Below are 14,467 nucleotides of genomic sequence, written 5' to 3'. Positions count from 1 at the left end.
CTTAGAGATGGGGTGTAGATTTTGAATAATAAGCAGCCAAGAAAAGCCGCTCGTCAGGGTTCGTCTCGTTTGGACAAGCAGAACGCCTCAAGGCGCGTCAATACGCGCAATGCGAGTGGTAGACGTCCTGAGCATCATGGCGACAATCGTCATACAGCTGCTCGTCGTCCGAGCGAGCATCGCTTAGGTACAGACTATATCGAGGGCCGTCGTGCCTGCGCTGAAGCACTTAAAGCGGGGGTTCCTCTAAAGCGGGCGTTGGTTGCTACAGGCGATGCGTCATTAGAAAGTCTTGTCAAGCAATTGTCTGCTGCAGGTATTCCTGTTGAGGAAGTTCCGCGCGAACGTCTCGATGCGCTGTCCTCACATGGTGCACATCAAGGTATTGCTTGTCAGGTGGCGCCCTATCGTTATGCTTCATTGTCCGATGTGATTGAACGCGCTGGCGACAAAGACGCTCTCGTCGTCATACTCGATCATGTCACTGACCAAGGCAATCTTGGTGCTATCGTTCGATCTGCCGAAGTTGTGGGAGCTGCTGGCGTCATCATCCCTAAGGTGCGCGCAGCTGGTGTAGGTGTTGGTGCATATAAAACCTCTGCTGGCGCCGTTATGCATATCCCTGTAGTGCAGGTAGCCAATCTGCCAGCAGTGCTTGATAAACTTAAGGAAGTGGGCTTTTGGGCCTGTGCCGCAACTGAGCATGCTGAGGATAGTGTGTGGTCTGCTCCTATGGGAGGACGTCTTGCGTTAGTTATGGGATCTGAGGGCAGTGGTGTATCCCGTCTCGTGATGGAGCACTGTGATTTTGGCTGCAAACTGCCTCAGCGTGGACATATTGAGTCACTTAACGTAGCGCAGGCAGCAACTGTGATGTGTTATGAGTGGCTTCGCCGGGTTTCGGAGGCTGAGTAGCGTGGCAAGAAAAGCCCTGCTTGTTGTTGATGGCTATAACGTGTTACGCGCAACTCCCCGTTACGAAGATTTGATAGATGAGGATGGCTATCCTGTACACATGTCTGCTGGTGGTAGCGGGCGTGCAGCAGGTGGTGGCTCGATTGACGCTGACCCTTTTGAACGTGCACGCGAAGCTCTGCTTGCCGATGTTGCTGCATATGCACAGGGCAGCTACGAGGCTGTGATTGTGTATGACGGTGCACAAAATCTCTCACCCGAGCGCCCCATAATGAAGGCTGCTGGTATCAATATTGTATTTTCTGAGCAAGGTGAAAGTGCTGATTCAGTTATTGAGCGCTATTGCTCACAGGCGCGTCGGGCGGGCAGAGATGTTGCGTTGGTGACTTCCGACAGGACAATTCGCTCGACGGCTGGACTGGGTCCTTATGCATCGTCAGTTACCAAGATTTCGAGTGCTTTGCTTGTGCAAGAAATGGAACACGTTGATCATGAGGTTGCACGTGAGCTCGACGCGCGTACACATGCTCGCATGACTGTTGAAGACCGCTTGGACCCTCAGACGCGTGCCAAACTTAACGCTCTTCTCGGGCGCGAGTAACCCGCCTTGTCGCCGTTGTTTGGGGGTTTGCAGCAGCATAGGCCACCATGCCAGAGTGTCTGTGAGAGTGCTGTGTCCAAGCGCTATGCCACGATAAGCTGGGCACCTCCATTTTCAGCTGCAGCAGCAATGAGGCCAGCGGGGTCGGCTTCGGTAACGATGGCATCGACGTCACTGACATCTCCAAAACGTAGTAGTCCCGTTGCGCCGAGTTTGCTGGAGTCCATCAAAATATAAGTCTTGTCTGCACAGTGGCAAAACGCCTCCTTGAGGGCGGCCATTGCTTGGTTGTTTGTCATAAACCCACGCTGGGGAACAAAGGCAGTAGGGCATACAAAAGCAATATCAGGGCGAAGCGAATCGAGCGAGCGCAAAGTAAGAGGACCGCTGACATAGCGGTGTCCTTTGCGCAGCAGCCCACCAAGAAAAATCACATCAGCTGCGGGCATGGAGCGGTCCACCAAATCAGCGACGCTGAGATCATTGGTAACCACCGTCAGATTCTTGTGATTATTTAAGGCGCGTACAAGCTCGATTGCAGTGGTACCAGAATCCAGCAAAATCGAGCTCCCATTAGGTACCAGCTGTGCTGCCCGGAGAGCAATGCGACGTTTTGCTTCGGCATTAACGTTGATGCGTTGCTCCTGTATTGAAGTGGTTACGGTTTTTGAAAGGGCAACTGCTCCTCCATGCGTGCGTTTGAGCCGTCCATCGCGGCTCAGCGCATCAAGATCCCCGCGAATGGTCACGCGCGAGACACCGAATAGTGCCGCAAGCTGATCAACACGGACTTTCCCTTTTTGCTCGAGGGTATTCATGATTTCGCTGCGACGATCTTCGACAAAAGAATGGCTCGTAGACGTTGTATTTTTCGTGAGCTGCTCTGCCATTTGCATTCCTTTTTACAAATATGAAGGAGATGTGCTTTCGCTTTTCTTTCTCAAAATAAGTTTATAGCTTTCTTTTTCTTACGTTAAGGCAAAAAACCTCGGAAAACTATTCCGCGGCATACAAAGGAAAGCAAACGTCTATCACAGCATTTCAAATATTGTCAAATTACGCTATATACCTGTATAAATGTAGTCAAAAATTAAAACCAAAATCCCTTAAAATAGACGTAGTTATTAGAATACAGGCAGTATTTCTTGCTTGTTTATTTTACCTATAAGCAAGCAAGTCTTGCGGTAACGAAAGTATAAAGCAAGCTCATTTCGAAAAGAAAGGTGTCCCATGTTTGTTGATACCAAGCAAATGCTGCTCGACGCACAGTCCGGTCATTATGCAGTTGGTGCGTTTAATGTCGAAAATCTCGAGTTTGTTATGGCAGTTGTCGCAGCGGCGCAGGAGAAGCACTCGCCGGTTATCATGCAGACCACGCCTGGTTCTGTGAAGTATGCGAGTCTTGATTACTTTGTTGCCATGGTACGCACTGCTGCCGAGGCTGCAAGTGTTCCCGTTGCACTGCATCTTGATCATGGGGATGGCTTTGATCGTTGTGCCCAGGCAATTCGTGCGGGCTATACCTCGGTTATGATCGACGGCAGCCATGTTCCCTTTGAGGACAATATCGCTTTGACTGCTTCTGTTACTAGGATTGCCCAGGCGATTGATTTGCCTGTTGAAGCAGAGCTCGGCAAAGTCGGCGGTAAGGAAGACGATGGCCCTATGGTCGCAGGCGAAAATCCTTATACTGATCCCGACGAGGCAGAGGAGTTTGTGGCACGCACCCATTGCACGAGCCTTGCGGTAGGGGTGGGAACTGCTCATGGCGTTTATCACGGCACTCCTCATATTGAGCAGGGCGTGCTCAAGGCCATTCGTAGCCGTTTGGAAATTCCCCTCGTTCTGCACGGCACTTCTGGCGTACCTGACAATCAAGTTGCCGAGGCTATTCAAAATGGCATCTGCAAAGTGAACTATGCTACCGAGCTTCGCCAGGCTTATTCCAAAGGCTATATGGATTACATGGCAAACAATCCAGCCAACTTTGATCCCAAAAAGCCCGCAGCTTTGGGCATGGAAAACATTAAAGCAGTTGTTATGAGTCACATGGACAACCTCGGCTCCACCAACAAGGCATAGTGCTTGGGGAAGCTGGAAGCTCCTGTGCGTAGCGCCCTGTGTAGTTCCTGTATAGGAACAGCACAGGGCGCTCACTTTGTAAAGAAAACCTAACTCTTGCGTAATAAAAAAGCTCCAATGCGGAAGCATTGGAGCTTTGGCACGCGAGCGTAGAATGGGGGGAATTATTCTGCGAACGCGAGGGTGCCTCACTTCATCAGTAATACTCTACCGAGCTCACCATGCATGGTAGCGCATTGTCTACTCTACAGGAACAAGTGAGCCGGAGATATAGGTGGCATCAAGCGTCATGTTTGGATTGAGCGCGATAAAATCAGCATTGCGACCAGGCATGATAAAGCCCACGTTGTGATCTATACCTGTTGCACGAGCGGGAACCTCAGAGGCCATGCGGATAGCTTGTTCCGCCGTGACCAAATTCCAGTCGTAGAGGTTTTTAACCACATCAATAAGGCGTGCTACGCTGCCAGCCAAACTGCCAGCATTATGACCCTCGGTGAGATAGCAGGCGCCATCACGCATTTCAACGGGTAGGCCGCCGCTCATATAGTGACCTTCTGGCAGGCCTCCACAACCCAAGCAGTCGGTAATAAGAGGTGTGTGTTGCCAGCCCTTGGTTTCAATCAGTACCTTGATAGAGACAGGGTTCACATGCTTACCGTCACCAATGACCTCAGCAAAAGTATCTGGAGTTGTCATTGCCGCACCTACTACACCAGGCTCGCGGTGGTGTAGACCGCGCATTCCGTTGTAGGTATGCAAAAAAGTAGTGCAGCCCGCGTCAACAGCCTTGAGACATTGTTCGTAGGTTGCATCAGAATGACCAATAGCACAGGTGACACCCTCGGCAGACAGACGGGAGATATACTCAACCGAGCCCTCACGCTCGGGAGCAAGGCCGCTGCGGACTATAAGGCCCTGAGCTTTTTCTTGCCAATCGGCAAAAATCTCGTATTGAGGATCAATAAGATAGTCAGGATTTTGCGCACCTACGTGTTTCATAGTAAAAAAGGGTCCTTCGAGGAAGATACCCGCAATGCGTGCACCCAAGAAGTTGGCATCCCGCTTGCAGTTGGCCTCAGCAATGGCAGCCACCTCGCGGCCGATGGTTTCTGTGGGGTTGGTAAAAGTTGTTGGACACCAAGCCGTCGTACCAAACTTTGCTAAACCAAGACTGGATTCATTGATACCATCAGCATCTATATCAGTGGTTGCATGACCATAAAAACCATGGATATGAATATCCACGAGGCCAGGAGCAATCCACTTGCCCGTCTTGTCCAAAATTTCACACGCAGGCTTCTCGTAGCTAAAGTTGCCAAATTTGCCATCAACCACGGGCAAATAACCAGGCCCCACCAGCCTTCCTGCCAGCACAAACTTATCAGCGTAAATGGCATAGGTACTCATAACGCCTCATTTCTGTCTCGCCAGAGACTAGGGAATTAGTGACATCCATACTAGGGTAAAAGACCCGCGGCTCCGATGTGAGAGTCGAAGCAACGCGGGTCTGCAAACGGTACAAAAGCAAGCTGCTTAGGACTCAAAGGGATGAATGCTCACACCTTTCACAACACGGTTGACCGTGCCTGTAGGAGAAGGCGTATCAGGAGTATTGCCAACCTTGATTGAGGTGTTAAGTGCAATGGTCTGGGCAAACAAGATGTAGGGTAGCACCAGATAGAGCTCAGGCAGGGGACGGTCGCCTATAAAGTCAAAAGACTCGCCCGTATAGTTTGCTGTGCTTTGCTGTTGGATGGCAACAGTGTGCTTCGCGATGCCATCACCGCCAATTTCGTTGAGAATATCGAGATCGTACTGACGGGTGTAAGGTTCGGAGCTTACAAAGTCAAAGACCAACGTTTTTTCGTTAACAAAGGATTTGGGTCCATGACGATAGCCCATAGAAGTATCAAACGAGGTTGCAATTTTTCCAGCGGTTAGCTCCAAAATCTTGAGCTGTGCTTCACGAGTCATTGCGCCAAGAGCGCCAGAGCCTAGATAGGTGATGCGAGTAAAGTCACCTTCAAGCCAATTGCAAATTTCATCTTCACGCTCGATAACCTCACGACCCATCTTGGCAGCCTGCGTAATCCAAGCGGCCTTGTCTTCATAAGATGAGGTATCAAAAATCAGAGCAGCAAGTAAAGTCATGCAGCTGTAGCTACCAGTCATTGCAAAACCGCGGTCGTTAGCACGAGGAATCAGCAGAGTTAGACCATCGCTACGCTCTGCAAACTGTGTGGCAAGTTTACCATCGGGTGCGCAAGTGATATTGAGGTAGAGAATATTCTCAACAACCTGGCCTGCACGTTCAACTGCTGCTAGGCTTTCGGGGCTATTGCCACTACGAGCAAAGGAGACAAGTACGGTAGGATCCTCAGGACGCAGGAAATCGCGAGGTGCAGAAACAATATCGGTGGTTGGCAATGCTTGGAAGATAAATGCATCGTTATCACCCTGACGGCGCAGATAAGGGACCAGGGTGTCGCCCGCATACGCAGAAGTTCCGGCGCCTGCAAAGATAACATGGGTGTGACGGTCTCCACCGAGGGCCTTTGCTCTCACAACAAATTCGGTAATAGCCTCAATGTTGTTGTCATAAATAGAGAGCGTGTCTTCCCAAAGTTCGGGCTGCTGCCCAATTTCTTGGGTCGTGATGTCAGCCCCGAGAGCGATGAGCTCATCAATCGATTTTTTGTACATGTAATCACGCTTCCTTTAATCCAGCAAAGCTGACGATTTTTTCTGTCTTAGGGATTGAGAGAGGACAAGCAAAACCAAGATTTATATGGCCTAGAAATCTCAACAGCATTTTTGCTTAGCCTCTGAAATGAGTAATGCGGTAATTGAATTGATCAGCACGGGCAACGCTACGGGTGAATTCAATAGGTATGTTCTTCTCATTAAAAGTGATTCGTACGAGCTTTAAGATCGCCGACCCCTCAGGAATGTCTAGATAGGTAGCTGCATCCGAACGAGCAATACTTGCACTAAAGTCTTCTTGTGCTAGGCGAATTGTCTGGTGGTATTCCTGCTCCATTACTTCGTACAAAGCCCTTGTAGAGACCTCATCGTAGTTCAGGCCTATAAACTGTGTTGCAGGTAGATAGGTGCGTTCCAGCATCATGGGGGTCTCATCAACCAGCCTTAGACGCTTGAGCTGGTAGATGTGTTCTCCCAGGCGAAGACCAAGCTTTTCTGCAACCTGCTTGGGTGCTTCCGCCAGCTTGAACTCCAAGATTTTGGTTTGAGGATGACGGCCAGCGCGACGCATTTGATCGGTGAAGCTGTACATGGCAGAGAGATTGGTTACCTCAGCTTCGGAATGAGCCACAAAGGTGCCACGTCCGTGCACACGTTTTACCAAGCCTAGAGTCTCAAGTTCACCCATTGCCTGACGCACTGTTGTGCGAGATAGGCCGTAACGTAGGGAAAGCTCACGTTCAGAAGGAAGAAGGTCGCCAGGCTCCAAATCGTTTTCAATCTTCTCTTTGAGGATATCAACTAATTGGTCATAGAGAGGCTGTTTGCGAGATACGATAGTCACCTTTCTCCTCCTTTCAAGTGCTCTATGTACGAGTATGAGGAAAAATATTTTGACAGGGGTGCAAGAAAAAGAGGACGCACGAACAGGATATGTCCGTGCGTCCTGCAGGGACGTACTAGGAAAACCTAGCCCCAAATGCTTGGCCAGAGGCCAAAGGGACCAGCGCCCAAGATGCCGAGGATGAGTACGAGCACGATACCCTTCATAGGCGTGAAGTTCTTCTTGGAGAACAAGTAATAGAGCAGCATAACAATTGCCATTGGGATAAGCTTGGGGCAGATACTGTCAAGGATGTTTGCAATATCAATGTTGACGGGGGATTCCACCATCTCCATATAGGTAACCTCGCTCATACCATTGCCAAGATCAACGGCGCCTGCAGTGGCGGGGTTGCCGTTTGCATCGGTACCAGAGAGAGGATTGCCATCCTTGTCATTCATGCCCGAGAGCGTGACACCATCATCGCCTGCTTTGATAATCTCAAAGCTTGGGACCTCATCGTTAGCAACGGTTGCAGTGTGAGCAACATATGCTTGGGTGCTGCCGTTGGGGATGACTGCTTTGATTTGGGTGCCGCCCATGGTGACGGTAAGGCAGCCAACGACAAAGACACCGAGGATGGAAGCTGCGCGGGTGAAGGCCTGCATATTTGCCATGAGGCTATCGAGCGCAGACATGCCCATCTTGTAGGACCAGTTCATCAGACCAAAGCGCAGAGCAAACTGAACCAAGTTAAAGATGATAAGGAAGAGAATGGGACCAAAGACGTTGCCGCTAATGGCCATATTGGAGCAAATGCCTGCCGTAATAGGCACAAGAGTCATCCAGAAAAGAGCGTCGCCAATGCCGCCAAGAGGACCCATAAGAGAAACGCGGACCGCACGAATGGTGGGGATGTCAACCTTCTTTTGCTCCATGGATAGGATGAGGCCCATAGCAAAAGTGACAAGGAAGGGGTGGATGTTAAAGAACTCCATGTTGTGAGTCATCGAGGTGGACAAATCGTCCTTGTCCGTGTGGATCTTCTCGAGACCAGGAAGGATGGAGTACAACCAACCAGCCGACTGCATACGCTCGTAGTTGAAGGAAGCCTGGAGGAAGCAAGAGCGCCACGCCATCTTGTTTAGGGTCTTCTGATCAAGATCGGGAGCCTGCTCAAGGTTTTTATAGCTAGTGAGTTCCTCATTAGATGCCATCTTCGTCACCTCCGTCAGAGATTGCAGCACCCTTGAGCTCGGTGTTCTGCTGGTAATCCCAGTAAGCAAAACCAAAGCCGATGAGTGCGAGGATGAGCAGGGCGGGGGTTGCGAGGGTAGGGATACCCGAGACAATCAGTGCCATGCCAAAGCCCAAGAAGTAGAAGCCCCACATGTCGCGGTTCATCATAAACTTCAACAGGATTGCAAAACCAACAAAACGCATCATGCCACCAGCTGCAGAGAGACCAGCGGAAAGCCAAGCGGGAATTGCATCGACAACAGCCTGACCCATTGTGGCGCCACCAATAAAGAATAAGGTGACAACGACGCCAAAGATGAGGCCAAGCAAACCCATTGCAAGGTAGTTGATCTTCTCGATGCCCTTGGGGTCAGCAGCAGCTGCAAATTGGTCAGCTTTGCTCATCAACGGGGACATAAGAGTAAAGAGCAGGGTAACGCCGTACTGGCCGAGCAGGGAGAACGGAATTGCAGTAGCAACTGCGATGTTCGGCTCAAGATGAAGAGAAATGGCAAGAACGGTAGCCATAATGCCGCCGACAACTGCGTTGGGGGGTTGTGCGCCACCGATAGGCATGTTGCCGATGGTCATCAGTTGGTACGTGCCACCAACAATCAGACCAGTTTGAAGATCGCCAAGGATGAGACCGATAACCATGCCAGTCACGAGTGGCTGATACAGCGACTCGAGGAAGCTGAACTGGTCAATTGCTGCGATGAACGTAACAATGAAGACCAGAATGACTTGCAAAGCTGAATATTCCATCCCTACCTCCCTTTCCTGTGCTAACAAATTAAAAAAGTTTATAGTGCTTGTCTATATGCCTGCCGGGGCCCTCGTCAGGCAGAATGACCAAAATAAGGTCTGCACAAGTGCCAACGTTTGGCTCAGTGTAAAAACGGTTCGAAAGGTTTTCCTACTTAAAGAGCTTGTCGGTGTTTTCGGCGGGAATGCTGGGGACACGCTGAATCCAGAGTTCAACACCCGCATCTTGAAGTTCTTTAAAAGCGGCAACATCCGCATCATCAACAGCGATTGTGGTCGCAACCTGTCGCTTGCCATTGGACATGTGCATATTGCCAATGTTGAGTTTTTTAATAGGCACGCCACCTTTGACAAGGCGCAGGGCATCCTGAGGATTTTCAACGATGATGAAGATGTGCTGACGAGGTGCAGCCTTATGGATGACATCGATGGTCTTTTGAATAGAGAAATAACGCGTCGCAACACCTGCGGGCGCTGCCATGTTCATGAGATTTTGGCGCATCTTGTTGGTAGCAATTTCGTCATTGGCAACAAGGAGGAGATTTGCTCCCACGCTGCCAGTCCACTGGGTAGCAACCTGCCCATGAATAAGACGATTATCGATACGGACCAATACGATGTTGGGCTCTGCCATTATGTGCCCCTTTCCGTCCGCTACTGCAGACTTTTGATGAGCTGTATGCCCGCGCGGAGCTATTTCACTCCGCCAATTTGCTGAATAGAAAAGCGAGAAACTTCGACCTCTGCATCGGATTTGAGACGAATGTCACAGGTTTCGGTGCCTATGCGCGTTATCACGCCAATCAAGCCACCAGCAAAAACCACCTGCTGACCCACTTTGAGATTACGGTGAAGTTCTTTGTAGTAATTGCGCTGCTTGCGACCTTTGCTGTAGCTCACAAGGGCGTAGACCAGCGTAATGATTGCAAAAAGTATCAGAAGGGCGACGGATGAAGAAAGAACCTGTTGCCAGAAGCTGTGAGTCATTAGATACCCTCCTCTTCCGCGTCGTACATATCGTTAGCCGCACCAACACCAAGTACAGGATTTGCGATGCCTTCTTGACCAGCCTCAAGCGCAAGCGCAGCGAGCCCTGGTGCTGTGGTCTCGTTACTAATGGATGTCAGGCACTCAAGTAGCATGGGTAGATTTGTACCAGTAACTACCTCTACGCCGGGGACTTCTTGGGAGATGAGCATTGCTTGGTTAAAAGGCGTGCCACCCATAAGGTCACAATAAACTACCGTGTTGCCATACTTTGCAACCGAATCTGTAATAGCAACAGCAATACGATCTGCGTAGTCACCCGCCTCAGATTCACGGAAAGTTACAACCGTTAGGTTGTCCTGGGGACCAGCAATCATTTCAACCGCGCTGCCAAGCCCACTCGCGAACTCACCGTGTCCTGTAAGGATGCAACCGACCATGGTGTCACCTTTCATTTGTTCTTGTGTCATCGTCTTATGTACAAACGAGGGAAAGCAGATAAAGCATCCGTGCCCGTAATATGGCAGTTATGTAGAAAAATCTGTGAAAACTGGTAGGCACCACATTTCCACTGAAACAAAAATAGAACCAGCGAGCTTTCACTTCAATCTGGGTTTAGAAAAAAGAACCAGCTCATTACTGTGAACGGTCCTGTTTGACCGTTCACGGTAAATATGCAGGTAAACTGGTATTTTTTATAGATACCACATTGCAAGTTGGTATGTTTAACGAGAATAATGTACCTCGTCTTTTATTGGCAGCGTAGGTTTTATTGGCTTGATTGAAAGATCGCTTGCAATTTTGATACTTTATGGCAGCTCAGCTGGTATCAATTCTCAAAAAATGTTCGTCATCAGAAATAAGATTTTGTGATATACGCGCGAGATTGTGTATATACGCGATGCACATAGACGTAATGCAGTAAGGAGAAGCGTGTCATGATCGCAACGGTCACCCTTAATACCTCAATTGATAAGGCGTATACCCTCGAGGCGCCTATACGCGTAGGAGAGGTGCAGCGTGTCGCGATGTGCATTGATACGGCAGGCGGAAAAGGCCTCAATGCCGCACGTTCCGTGCATACCTGTGGCGAAAAAGTTATTGCGACGGGCTTTGTAGGAGGCAACAACGGGCGCCTGCTTTGTGAGTTGCTCGCAGCAGACGGGGTAGAAGAAGACTTCGTTCGTGTTGAGGCTGAGACGCGTTGCTGTATTAATCTTCTTGAGCCTAATAGGCGCTCGACCGAGTTTCTCGAGCCAGGGCGTTCGATACATGCTACTGAGTTTGAACACCTAAAAGAGAAGCTTCGTGAAATTACGGCAAAATGCAAAGTCATATCATTTTCGGGCTCAGCCCCAGCTGGGATTTTGGATGACGTGTATGCCGTACTCGTGCGTATTGTGCGCGAAATGGGTGCGCATGCTGTTTTGGATACATCGGGAAACTACTTGGTGCGTGGTGTTGAAGGGAAGCCCTTCTTAATCAAACCAAACACGGATGAGATTGCAGCTATTTTGGGTCACAAGCCCTGCTCGCTTGACGAGGTGGTTGCAGCCGCACGCGAGTTGCATGCACGAGGAATAGAAGAGGTCGTCGTGTCGCTGGGTGCTCACGGAGCAGTGATGTGCTCTGACGAGGGCGTGTTTCGGGGTACTCCGCCTGCTATCGAGCAAGTAAATCCAGTGGGTTCAGGCGATACGATGATTGGTGCGTTTGATGTTGCTATTGCACGGGGAGACGCACCATCCGAGCAGCTACGATTTGCGATGGGCTGTGCTACGGCAAACTGCCTTACGCCCGAGACGGGGCATTTTGAGCTTGCGGTGGCTATGGAGCTGGCAAAGCGCACTCAGATTGAACGTCTTGCGTAGTTTTTCTTGGAATATGGACTCTTCGTCATGCTCAGCAACGCGTTGGGTTAGCTTATGGCATAATGTGCGACGCAAGCCAGCATGGCTCAATGGCAGAGCAACGGTTTTGTAAACCGTGGGTTGGGGGTTCGACTCCCTCTGCTGGCTCCAGAAAATACAAGGTCAGGGCTTGGGCTCTGACCTTTTTTCATGCTGAAGTGGCACGTCGTGACAGAAAAGTGACACCAACTGAGGATGCCGTGCTTTTTTAGCTGCAAGTAGTTTCTGACGCATCTTTTGTTCGCGCTTTTTCTGCAGGCGATTTATGCCTGCAGAAAACATGCTTTGTGAACTGCCTGTGAAAGAAAAGCTTAATATCGGCATGGAAAGCCAGCATCGAAGAGTCTCCTGCTTTTGACGATAAAACTGCAGGTTAAAGGCAATATCAGCTCTGCTTGTATATCTGTGTCGCGACTTTGGCATGACTCCAATCGCCACTCATAGAGACGCCCGGCACCGTGGAATGGATATTTTTTGTTTGACAAGAAAAGCATTGAACCGTAGTATTTCTTCCGCTAACGTGATTAATGCATTCGTGCAAGCACGGGGGCAATGAAAACAGAATGGGGATGTGGCACAGCGGCAACTGCGGCGGACTGTAAATCCGCTCCCTATGGGTTCTCTGGTTCGAGTCCAGACATCCCCACCATGTGCCCGTGTAGCTCAGTAGGTAGAGCACTTCGTTGGTAACGAAGAGGTCACCGGTTCAAATCCGGTCGCGGGCTCCATTTCTGTTTTCAAGCAGGACGACGTTTTCGTCGAAATGCCGGTGTAGCTCAGCTGGTTAGAGCACGCGGCTCATACCCGCGATGTCACTGGTTCGAATCCAGTCACCGGTACCAGAGTTCAAGCGGTGGTTTCTCCCACCGCATGACATAAGCAGGTCAGGTTTTAGAAGGGCGGCCAAAAGGCTGTTTCCCGAAGGAGGATGGCAATGGCCAAGGAGAAGTTCGATCGTAGCAAGCCACACGTAAACATCGGCACCATCGGTCACGTTGACCACGGCAAGACGACCACCACGGCCGCTATCACCAAGGTCCTCTCCCTCAAGGGCTGGGCTAAGTTTGAGGCCTTCGATCAGATCGATAAGGCTCCCGAGGAGCGCGAGCGTGGTATCACCATTTCTGTTGCTCACGTTGAGTACCAGACTGAGAGCCGTCACTATGCTCATGTTGACTGCCCTGGCCACGCTGACTACATCAAGAACATGATTTCTGGTGCTGCTCAGATGGACGGCGCAATCCTCGTCATCGCAGCAACCGACGGCCCCATGGCTCAGACTCGTGAGCACATCCTGCTCGCCCGTCAGGTCGGTGTTCCTTACATCATCGTCTTCCTGAACAAGTGCGACATGGTCGACGACGACGAGCTTATCGAGCTCGTTGAGATGGAGACCCGTGACCTCCTCTCCGAGTATGACTTCCCCGGAGACGACCTGCCCATCGTCCGTGGTTCTGCTCTCAAGGCTCTTGAGTCCACCAGCACCGATCCCGATGCTCCTGAGTACAAGTGCATCTGGGAGCTCATGGATGCAGTCGATTCCTACATCCCCACGCCCGCCCGTGACAACGAGAAGCCCTTCCTGATGGCTATCGAGGACGTCATGACCATTTCTGGTCGTGGTACCGTCGCTACCGGTCGTGTCGAGCGCGGCGAGCTCAAGCTCAACGAGCCTGTCGAGATTGTTGGTATCAAGGAGACCCAGAAGTCTGTTGCTACAGGCATCGAGATGTTCCGTAAGACCATGGACTTCTGCGAGGCTGGCGACAACGTTGGTATCCTGCTCCGTGGTGTCAAGCGTGAGGACATCGAGCGCGGTCAGGTCCTCTGCAAGCCCGGCAGCGTTACTCCTCACCACGCATTCACTGGTGAGATTTATGTTCTGACCAAGGACGAGGGTGGCCGTCACACACCGTTCTTCTCTGGCTACCGTCCTCAGTTCTACTTCCGCACCACCGACGTCACTGGCGACATTCAGGAGCTCACCGACGCCAATGGCACCAAGGTTGAGATGGCTATGCCTGGCGACCACGTCACCATCAAGGCTGACCTGATTCACCCCATCGCTATGGAGCCCGGCCTCAAGTTCGCTATCCGCGAGGGCGGCCACACCGTCGGCGACGGTCGTGTCTCCACCATCATCGACTAGTACGTTTGTAGATAGTCACAGCCCGGCATCCCTGTGGTGCCGGGTTTTTTTATGCCAGAGTGGGAAAGCAGATTTATCCTTTTGGAAGCAGATTTATCCAAGTCTCAAGGTTTTTATGTAAAAGAGCTTGCCTTGAACCTCATACAGCCCTCTGCAAGAGTATCTGGACACCTTCAAGCTTTGATAATTCTGTGATGTATGCAAGCAGACTAATCATTTCTTGACAAAATGCTGCATAAGCTGCTAATGTTTTCAACCGCGTCACTAACGAGTCACGTTTGTGGCTTTGT

14 protein-coding genes and 4 tRNA genes are annotated in these 14,467 nt (G+C 50.6%); 9 read left to right on the top strand and 9 right to left on the bottom strand.

Features of this window, described 5'->3' with window-relative positions; translation table 11 throughout:
* Positions 1 to 18 precede the first annotated feature (18 nt).
* Positions 19 to 915: a 23S rRNA (guanosine(2251)-2'-O)-methyltransferase RlmB gene (gene rlmB / locus BN4314_RS03495; RefSeq protein WP_148424853.1), complete on the top strand. Its 897-nt coding sequence runs from the start codon at positions 19 to 21 to the stop codon at positions 913 to 915.
* A 1-nt stretch (position 916) separates the two neighbouring features.
* Entirely contained in the window at positions 917 to 1,516 is a 600-nt protein-coding gene (locus BN4314_RS03490) for an NYN domain-containing protein (RefSeq protein ID WP_232309711.1), read from the top strand.
* A gap of 83 nt (positions 1,517 to 1,599) precedes the next feature.
* Here BN4314_RS03490 and BN4314_RS03485 read toward each other — a convergent pair whose 3' ends face one another.
* Complete coding sequence (locus BN4314_RS03485) at positions 1,600 to 2,406, bottom strand: DeoR/GlpR family DNA-binding transcription regulator (RefSeq protein ID WP_068539807.1); 807 nt, start codon at positions 2,404 to 2,406, stop codon at positions 1,600 to 1,602.
* Positions 2,407 to 2,746: 340 nt separating this feature from the next.
* Between BN4314_RS03485 and BN4314_RS03480 the strand changes: the two genes are divergently transcribed.
* Positions 2,747 to 3,598 (top strand): class II fructose-bisphosphate aldolase, encoded by an 852-nt coding sequence (locus BN4314_RS03480; RefSeq protein WP_068539806.1) that lies wholly within the window; start codon positions 2,747 to 2,749, stop codon positions 3,596 to 3,598.
* A 240-nt stretch (positions 3,599 to 3,838) separates the two neighbouring features.
* Here the strand turns inward: BN4314_RS03480 and nagA are convergent, their stop codons facing one another.
* The 8 genes from nagA to BN4314_RS03440 form a co-directional block, all read right to left on the bottom strand.
* Complete coding sequence (gene nagA, locus BN4314_RS03475) at positions 3,839 to 5,008, bottom strand: N-acetylglucosamine-6-phosphate deacetylase (protein ID WP_021734622.1); 1,170 nt, start codon at positions 5,006 to 5,008, stop codon at positions 3,839 to 3,841.
* A 126-nt stretch (positions 5,009 to 5,134) separates the two neighbouring features.
* On the bottom strand, positions 5,135 to 6,304 hold the full coding sequence (gene agaS / locus BN4314_RS03470; protein WP_021734688.1) for an SIS domain-containing protein: 1,170 nt from the start codon (positions 6,302 to 6,304) through the stop codon (positions 5,135 to 5,137).
* A gap of 115 nt (positions 6,305 to 6,419) precedes the next feature.
* A complete protein-coding gene (locus BN4314_RS03465; protein WP_021734700.1) occupies positions 6,420 to 7,148 on the bottom strand; it encodes a GntR family transcriptional regulator in 729 nt (242 codons plus the stop codon).
* A 125-nt stretch (positions 7,149 to 7,273) separates the two neighbouring features.
* A complete protein-coding gene (locus BN4314_RS03460) occupies positions 7,274 to 8,344 on the bottom strand; it encodes a PTS system mannose/fructose/sorbose family transporter subunit IID (RefSeq protein ID WP_021734521.1) in 1,071 nt (356 codons plus the stop codon).
* Complete coding sequence (locus BN4314_RS03455; protein ID WP_021734580.1) at positions 8,334 to 9,131, bottom strand: PTS mannose/fructose/sorbose/N-acetylgalactosamine transporter subunit IIC; 798 nt, start codon at positions 9,129 to 9,131, stop codon at positions 8,334 to 8,336. The genes BN4314_RS03460 and BN4314_RS03455 overlap by 11 nt, the downstream gene beginning before the upstream one ends.
* Positions 9,132 to 9,282: 151 nt before the next feature.
* Complete coding sequence (gene agaV, locus BN4314_RS03450; protein ID WP_021734650.1) at positions 9,283 to 9,765, bottom strand: PTS N-acetylgalactosamine transporter subunit IIB; 483 nt, start codon at positions 9,763 to 9,765, stop codon at positions 9,283 to 9,285.
* Between the two features lie 59 nt (positions 9,766 to 9,824).
* Positions 9,825 to 10,118 carry a preprotein translocase subunit YajC gene (yajC, locus tag BN4314_RS03445; RefSeq protein WP_021734458.1) on the bottom strand — a complete coding sequence of 98 codons (294 nt, stop codon included), beginning with the start codon at positions 10,116 to 10,118 and terminating at the stop codon, positions 9,825 to 9,827.
* Positions 10,118 to 10,558, bottom strand: a complete 441-nt coding sequence (locus tag BN4314_RS03440; protein WP_068539804.1) for a PTS sugar transporter subunit IIA domain-containing protein — start codon at positions 10,556 to 10,558, stop codon at positions 10,118 to 10,120. Before BN4314_RS03440 ends, yajC begins: the two co-directional genes overlap by 1 nt.
* Positions 10,559 to 11,056: 498 nt before the next feature.
* Here BN4314_RS03440 and BN4314_RS03435 point away from each other — a divergent pair, with 498 nt between their 5' ends.
* The 6 genes from BN4314_RS03435 (at position 11,057) to tuf (ending at position 14,177) form a co-directional block, all read left to right on the top strand.
* Positions 11,057 to 11,989, top strand: a complete 933-nt coding sequence (locus tag BN4314_RS03435) for a 1-phosphofructokinase family hexose kinase (RefSeq protein ID WP_068539803.1) — start codon at positions 11,057 to 11,059, stop codon at positions 11,987 to 11,989.
* Positions 11,990 to 12,064: 75 nt separating this feature from the next.
* Positions 12,065 to 12,139, top strand: a tRNA-Thr gene (locus tag BN4314_RS03430).
* A gap of 454 nt (positions 12,140 to 12,593) precedes the next feature.
* A tRNA-Tyr gene (locus tag BN4314_RS03425) sits at positions 12,594 to 12,677 on the top strand.
* A 3-nt stretch (positions 12,678 to 12,680) separates the two neighbouring features.
* A tRNA-Thr gene (locus BN4314_RS03420) sits at positions 12,681 to 12,756 on the top strand.
* Between the two features lie 37 nt (positions 12,757 to 12,793).
* Positions 12,794 to 12,870 (top strand) — tRNA-Met (locus BN4314_RS03415).
* 92 nt (positions 12,871 to 12,962) lie between these two features.
* Positions 12,963 to 14,177: an elongation factor Tu gene (gene tuf, locus BN4314_RS03410; protein WP_021734590.1), complete on the top strand. Its 1,215-nt coding sequence runs from the start codon at positions 12,963 to 12,965 to the stop codon at positions 14,175 to 14,177.
* Positions 14,178 to 14,467: the final 290 nt, after the last annotated feature.

This window comes from Olegusella massiliensis (assembly GCF_900078545.1).
Lineage (GTDB): Bacteria > Actinomycetota > Coriobacteriia > Coriobacteriales > Atopobiaceae > Olegusella > Olegusella massiliensis.
Note: the sequence above shows the minus strand (reverse complement) of the source record. Positions and strands in the feature narration are given on the sequence as shown.

What these genes read in the sequence shown, in the direction of transcription:
- BN4314_RS03455 (WP_021734580.1), bottom strand. Translation starts at nt 9,131, where the DNA reads ATGGAATATTCAGCTTTGCAAGTCATTCTGGTCTTCATTGTTACGTTC.
- BN4314_RS03440 (WP_068539804.1), bottom strand. Translation starts at nt 10,558, where the DNA reads ATGGTCGGTTGCATCCTTACAGGACACGGTGAGTTCGCGAGTGGGCTT.
- BN4314_RS03460 (WP_021734521.1), bottom strand. Translation starts at nt 8,344, where the DNA reads ATGGCATCTAATGAGGAACTCACTAGCTATAAAAACCTTGAGCAGGCT.
- agaV (WP_021734650.1), bottom strand. Translation starts at nt 9,765, where the DNA reads ATGGCAGAGCCCAACATCGTATTGGTCCGTATCGATAATCGTCTTATT.
- BN4314_RS03435 (WP_068539803.1), top strand. Translation starts at nt 11,057, where the DNA reads ATGATCGCAACGGTCACCCTTAATACCTCAATTGATAAGGCGTATACC.
- BN4314_RS03480 (WP_068539806.1), top strand. Translation starts at nt 2,747, where the DNA reads ATGTTTGTTGATACCAAGCAAATGCTGCTCGACGCACAGTCCGGTCAT.
- agaS (WP_021734688.1), bottom strand. Translation starts at nt 6,304, where the DNA reads ATGTACAAAAAATCGATTGATGAGCTCATCGCTCTCGGGGCTGACATC.
- BN4314_RS03485 (WP_068539807.1), bottom strand. Translation starts at nt 2,406, where the DNA reads ATGGCAGAGCAGCTCACGAAAAATACAACGTCTACGAGCCATTCTTTT.
- nagA (WP_021734622.1), bottom strand. Translation starts at nt 5,008, where the DNA reads ATGAGTACCTATGCCATTTACGCTGATAAGTTTGTGCTGGCAGGAAGG.
- tuf (WP_021734590.1), top strand. Translation starts at nt 12,963, where the DNA reads ATGGCCAAGGAGAAGTTCGATCGTAGCAAGCCACACGTAAACATCGGC.
- yajC (WP_021734458.1), bottom strand. Translation starts at nt 10,118, where the DNA reads ATGACTCACAGCTTCTGGCAACAGGTTCTTTCTTCATCCGTCGCCCTT.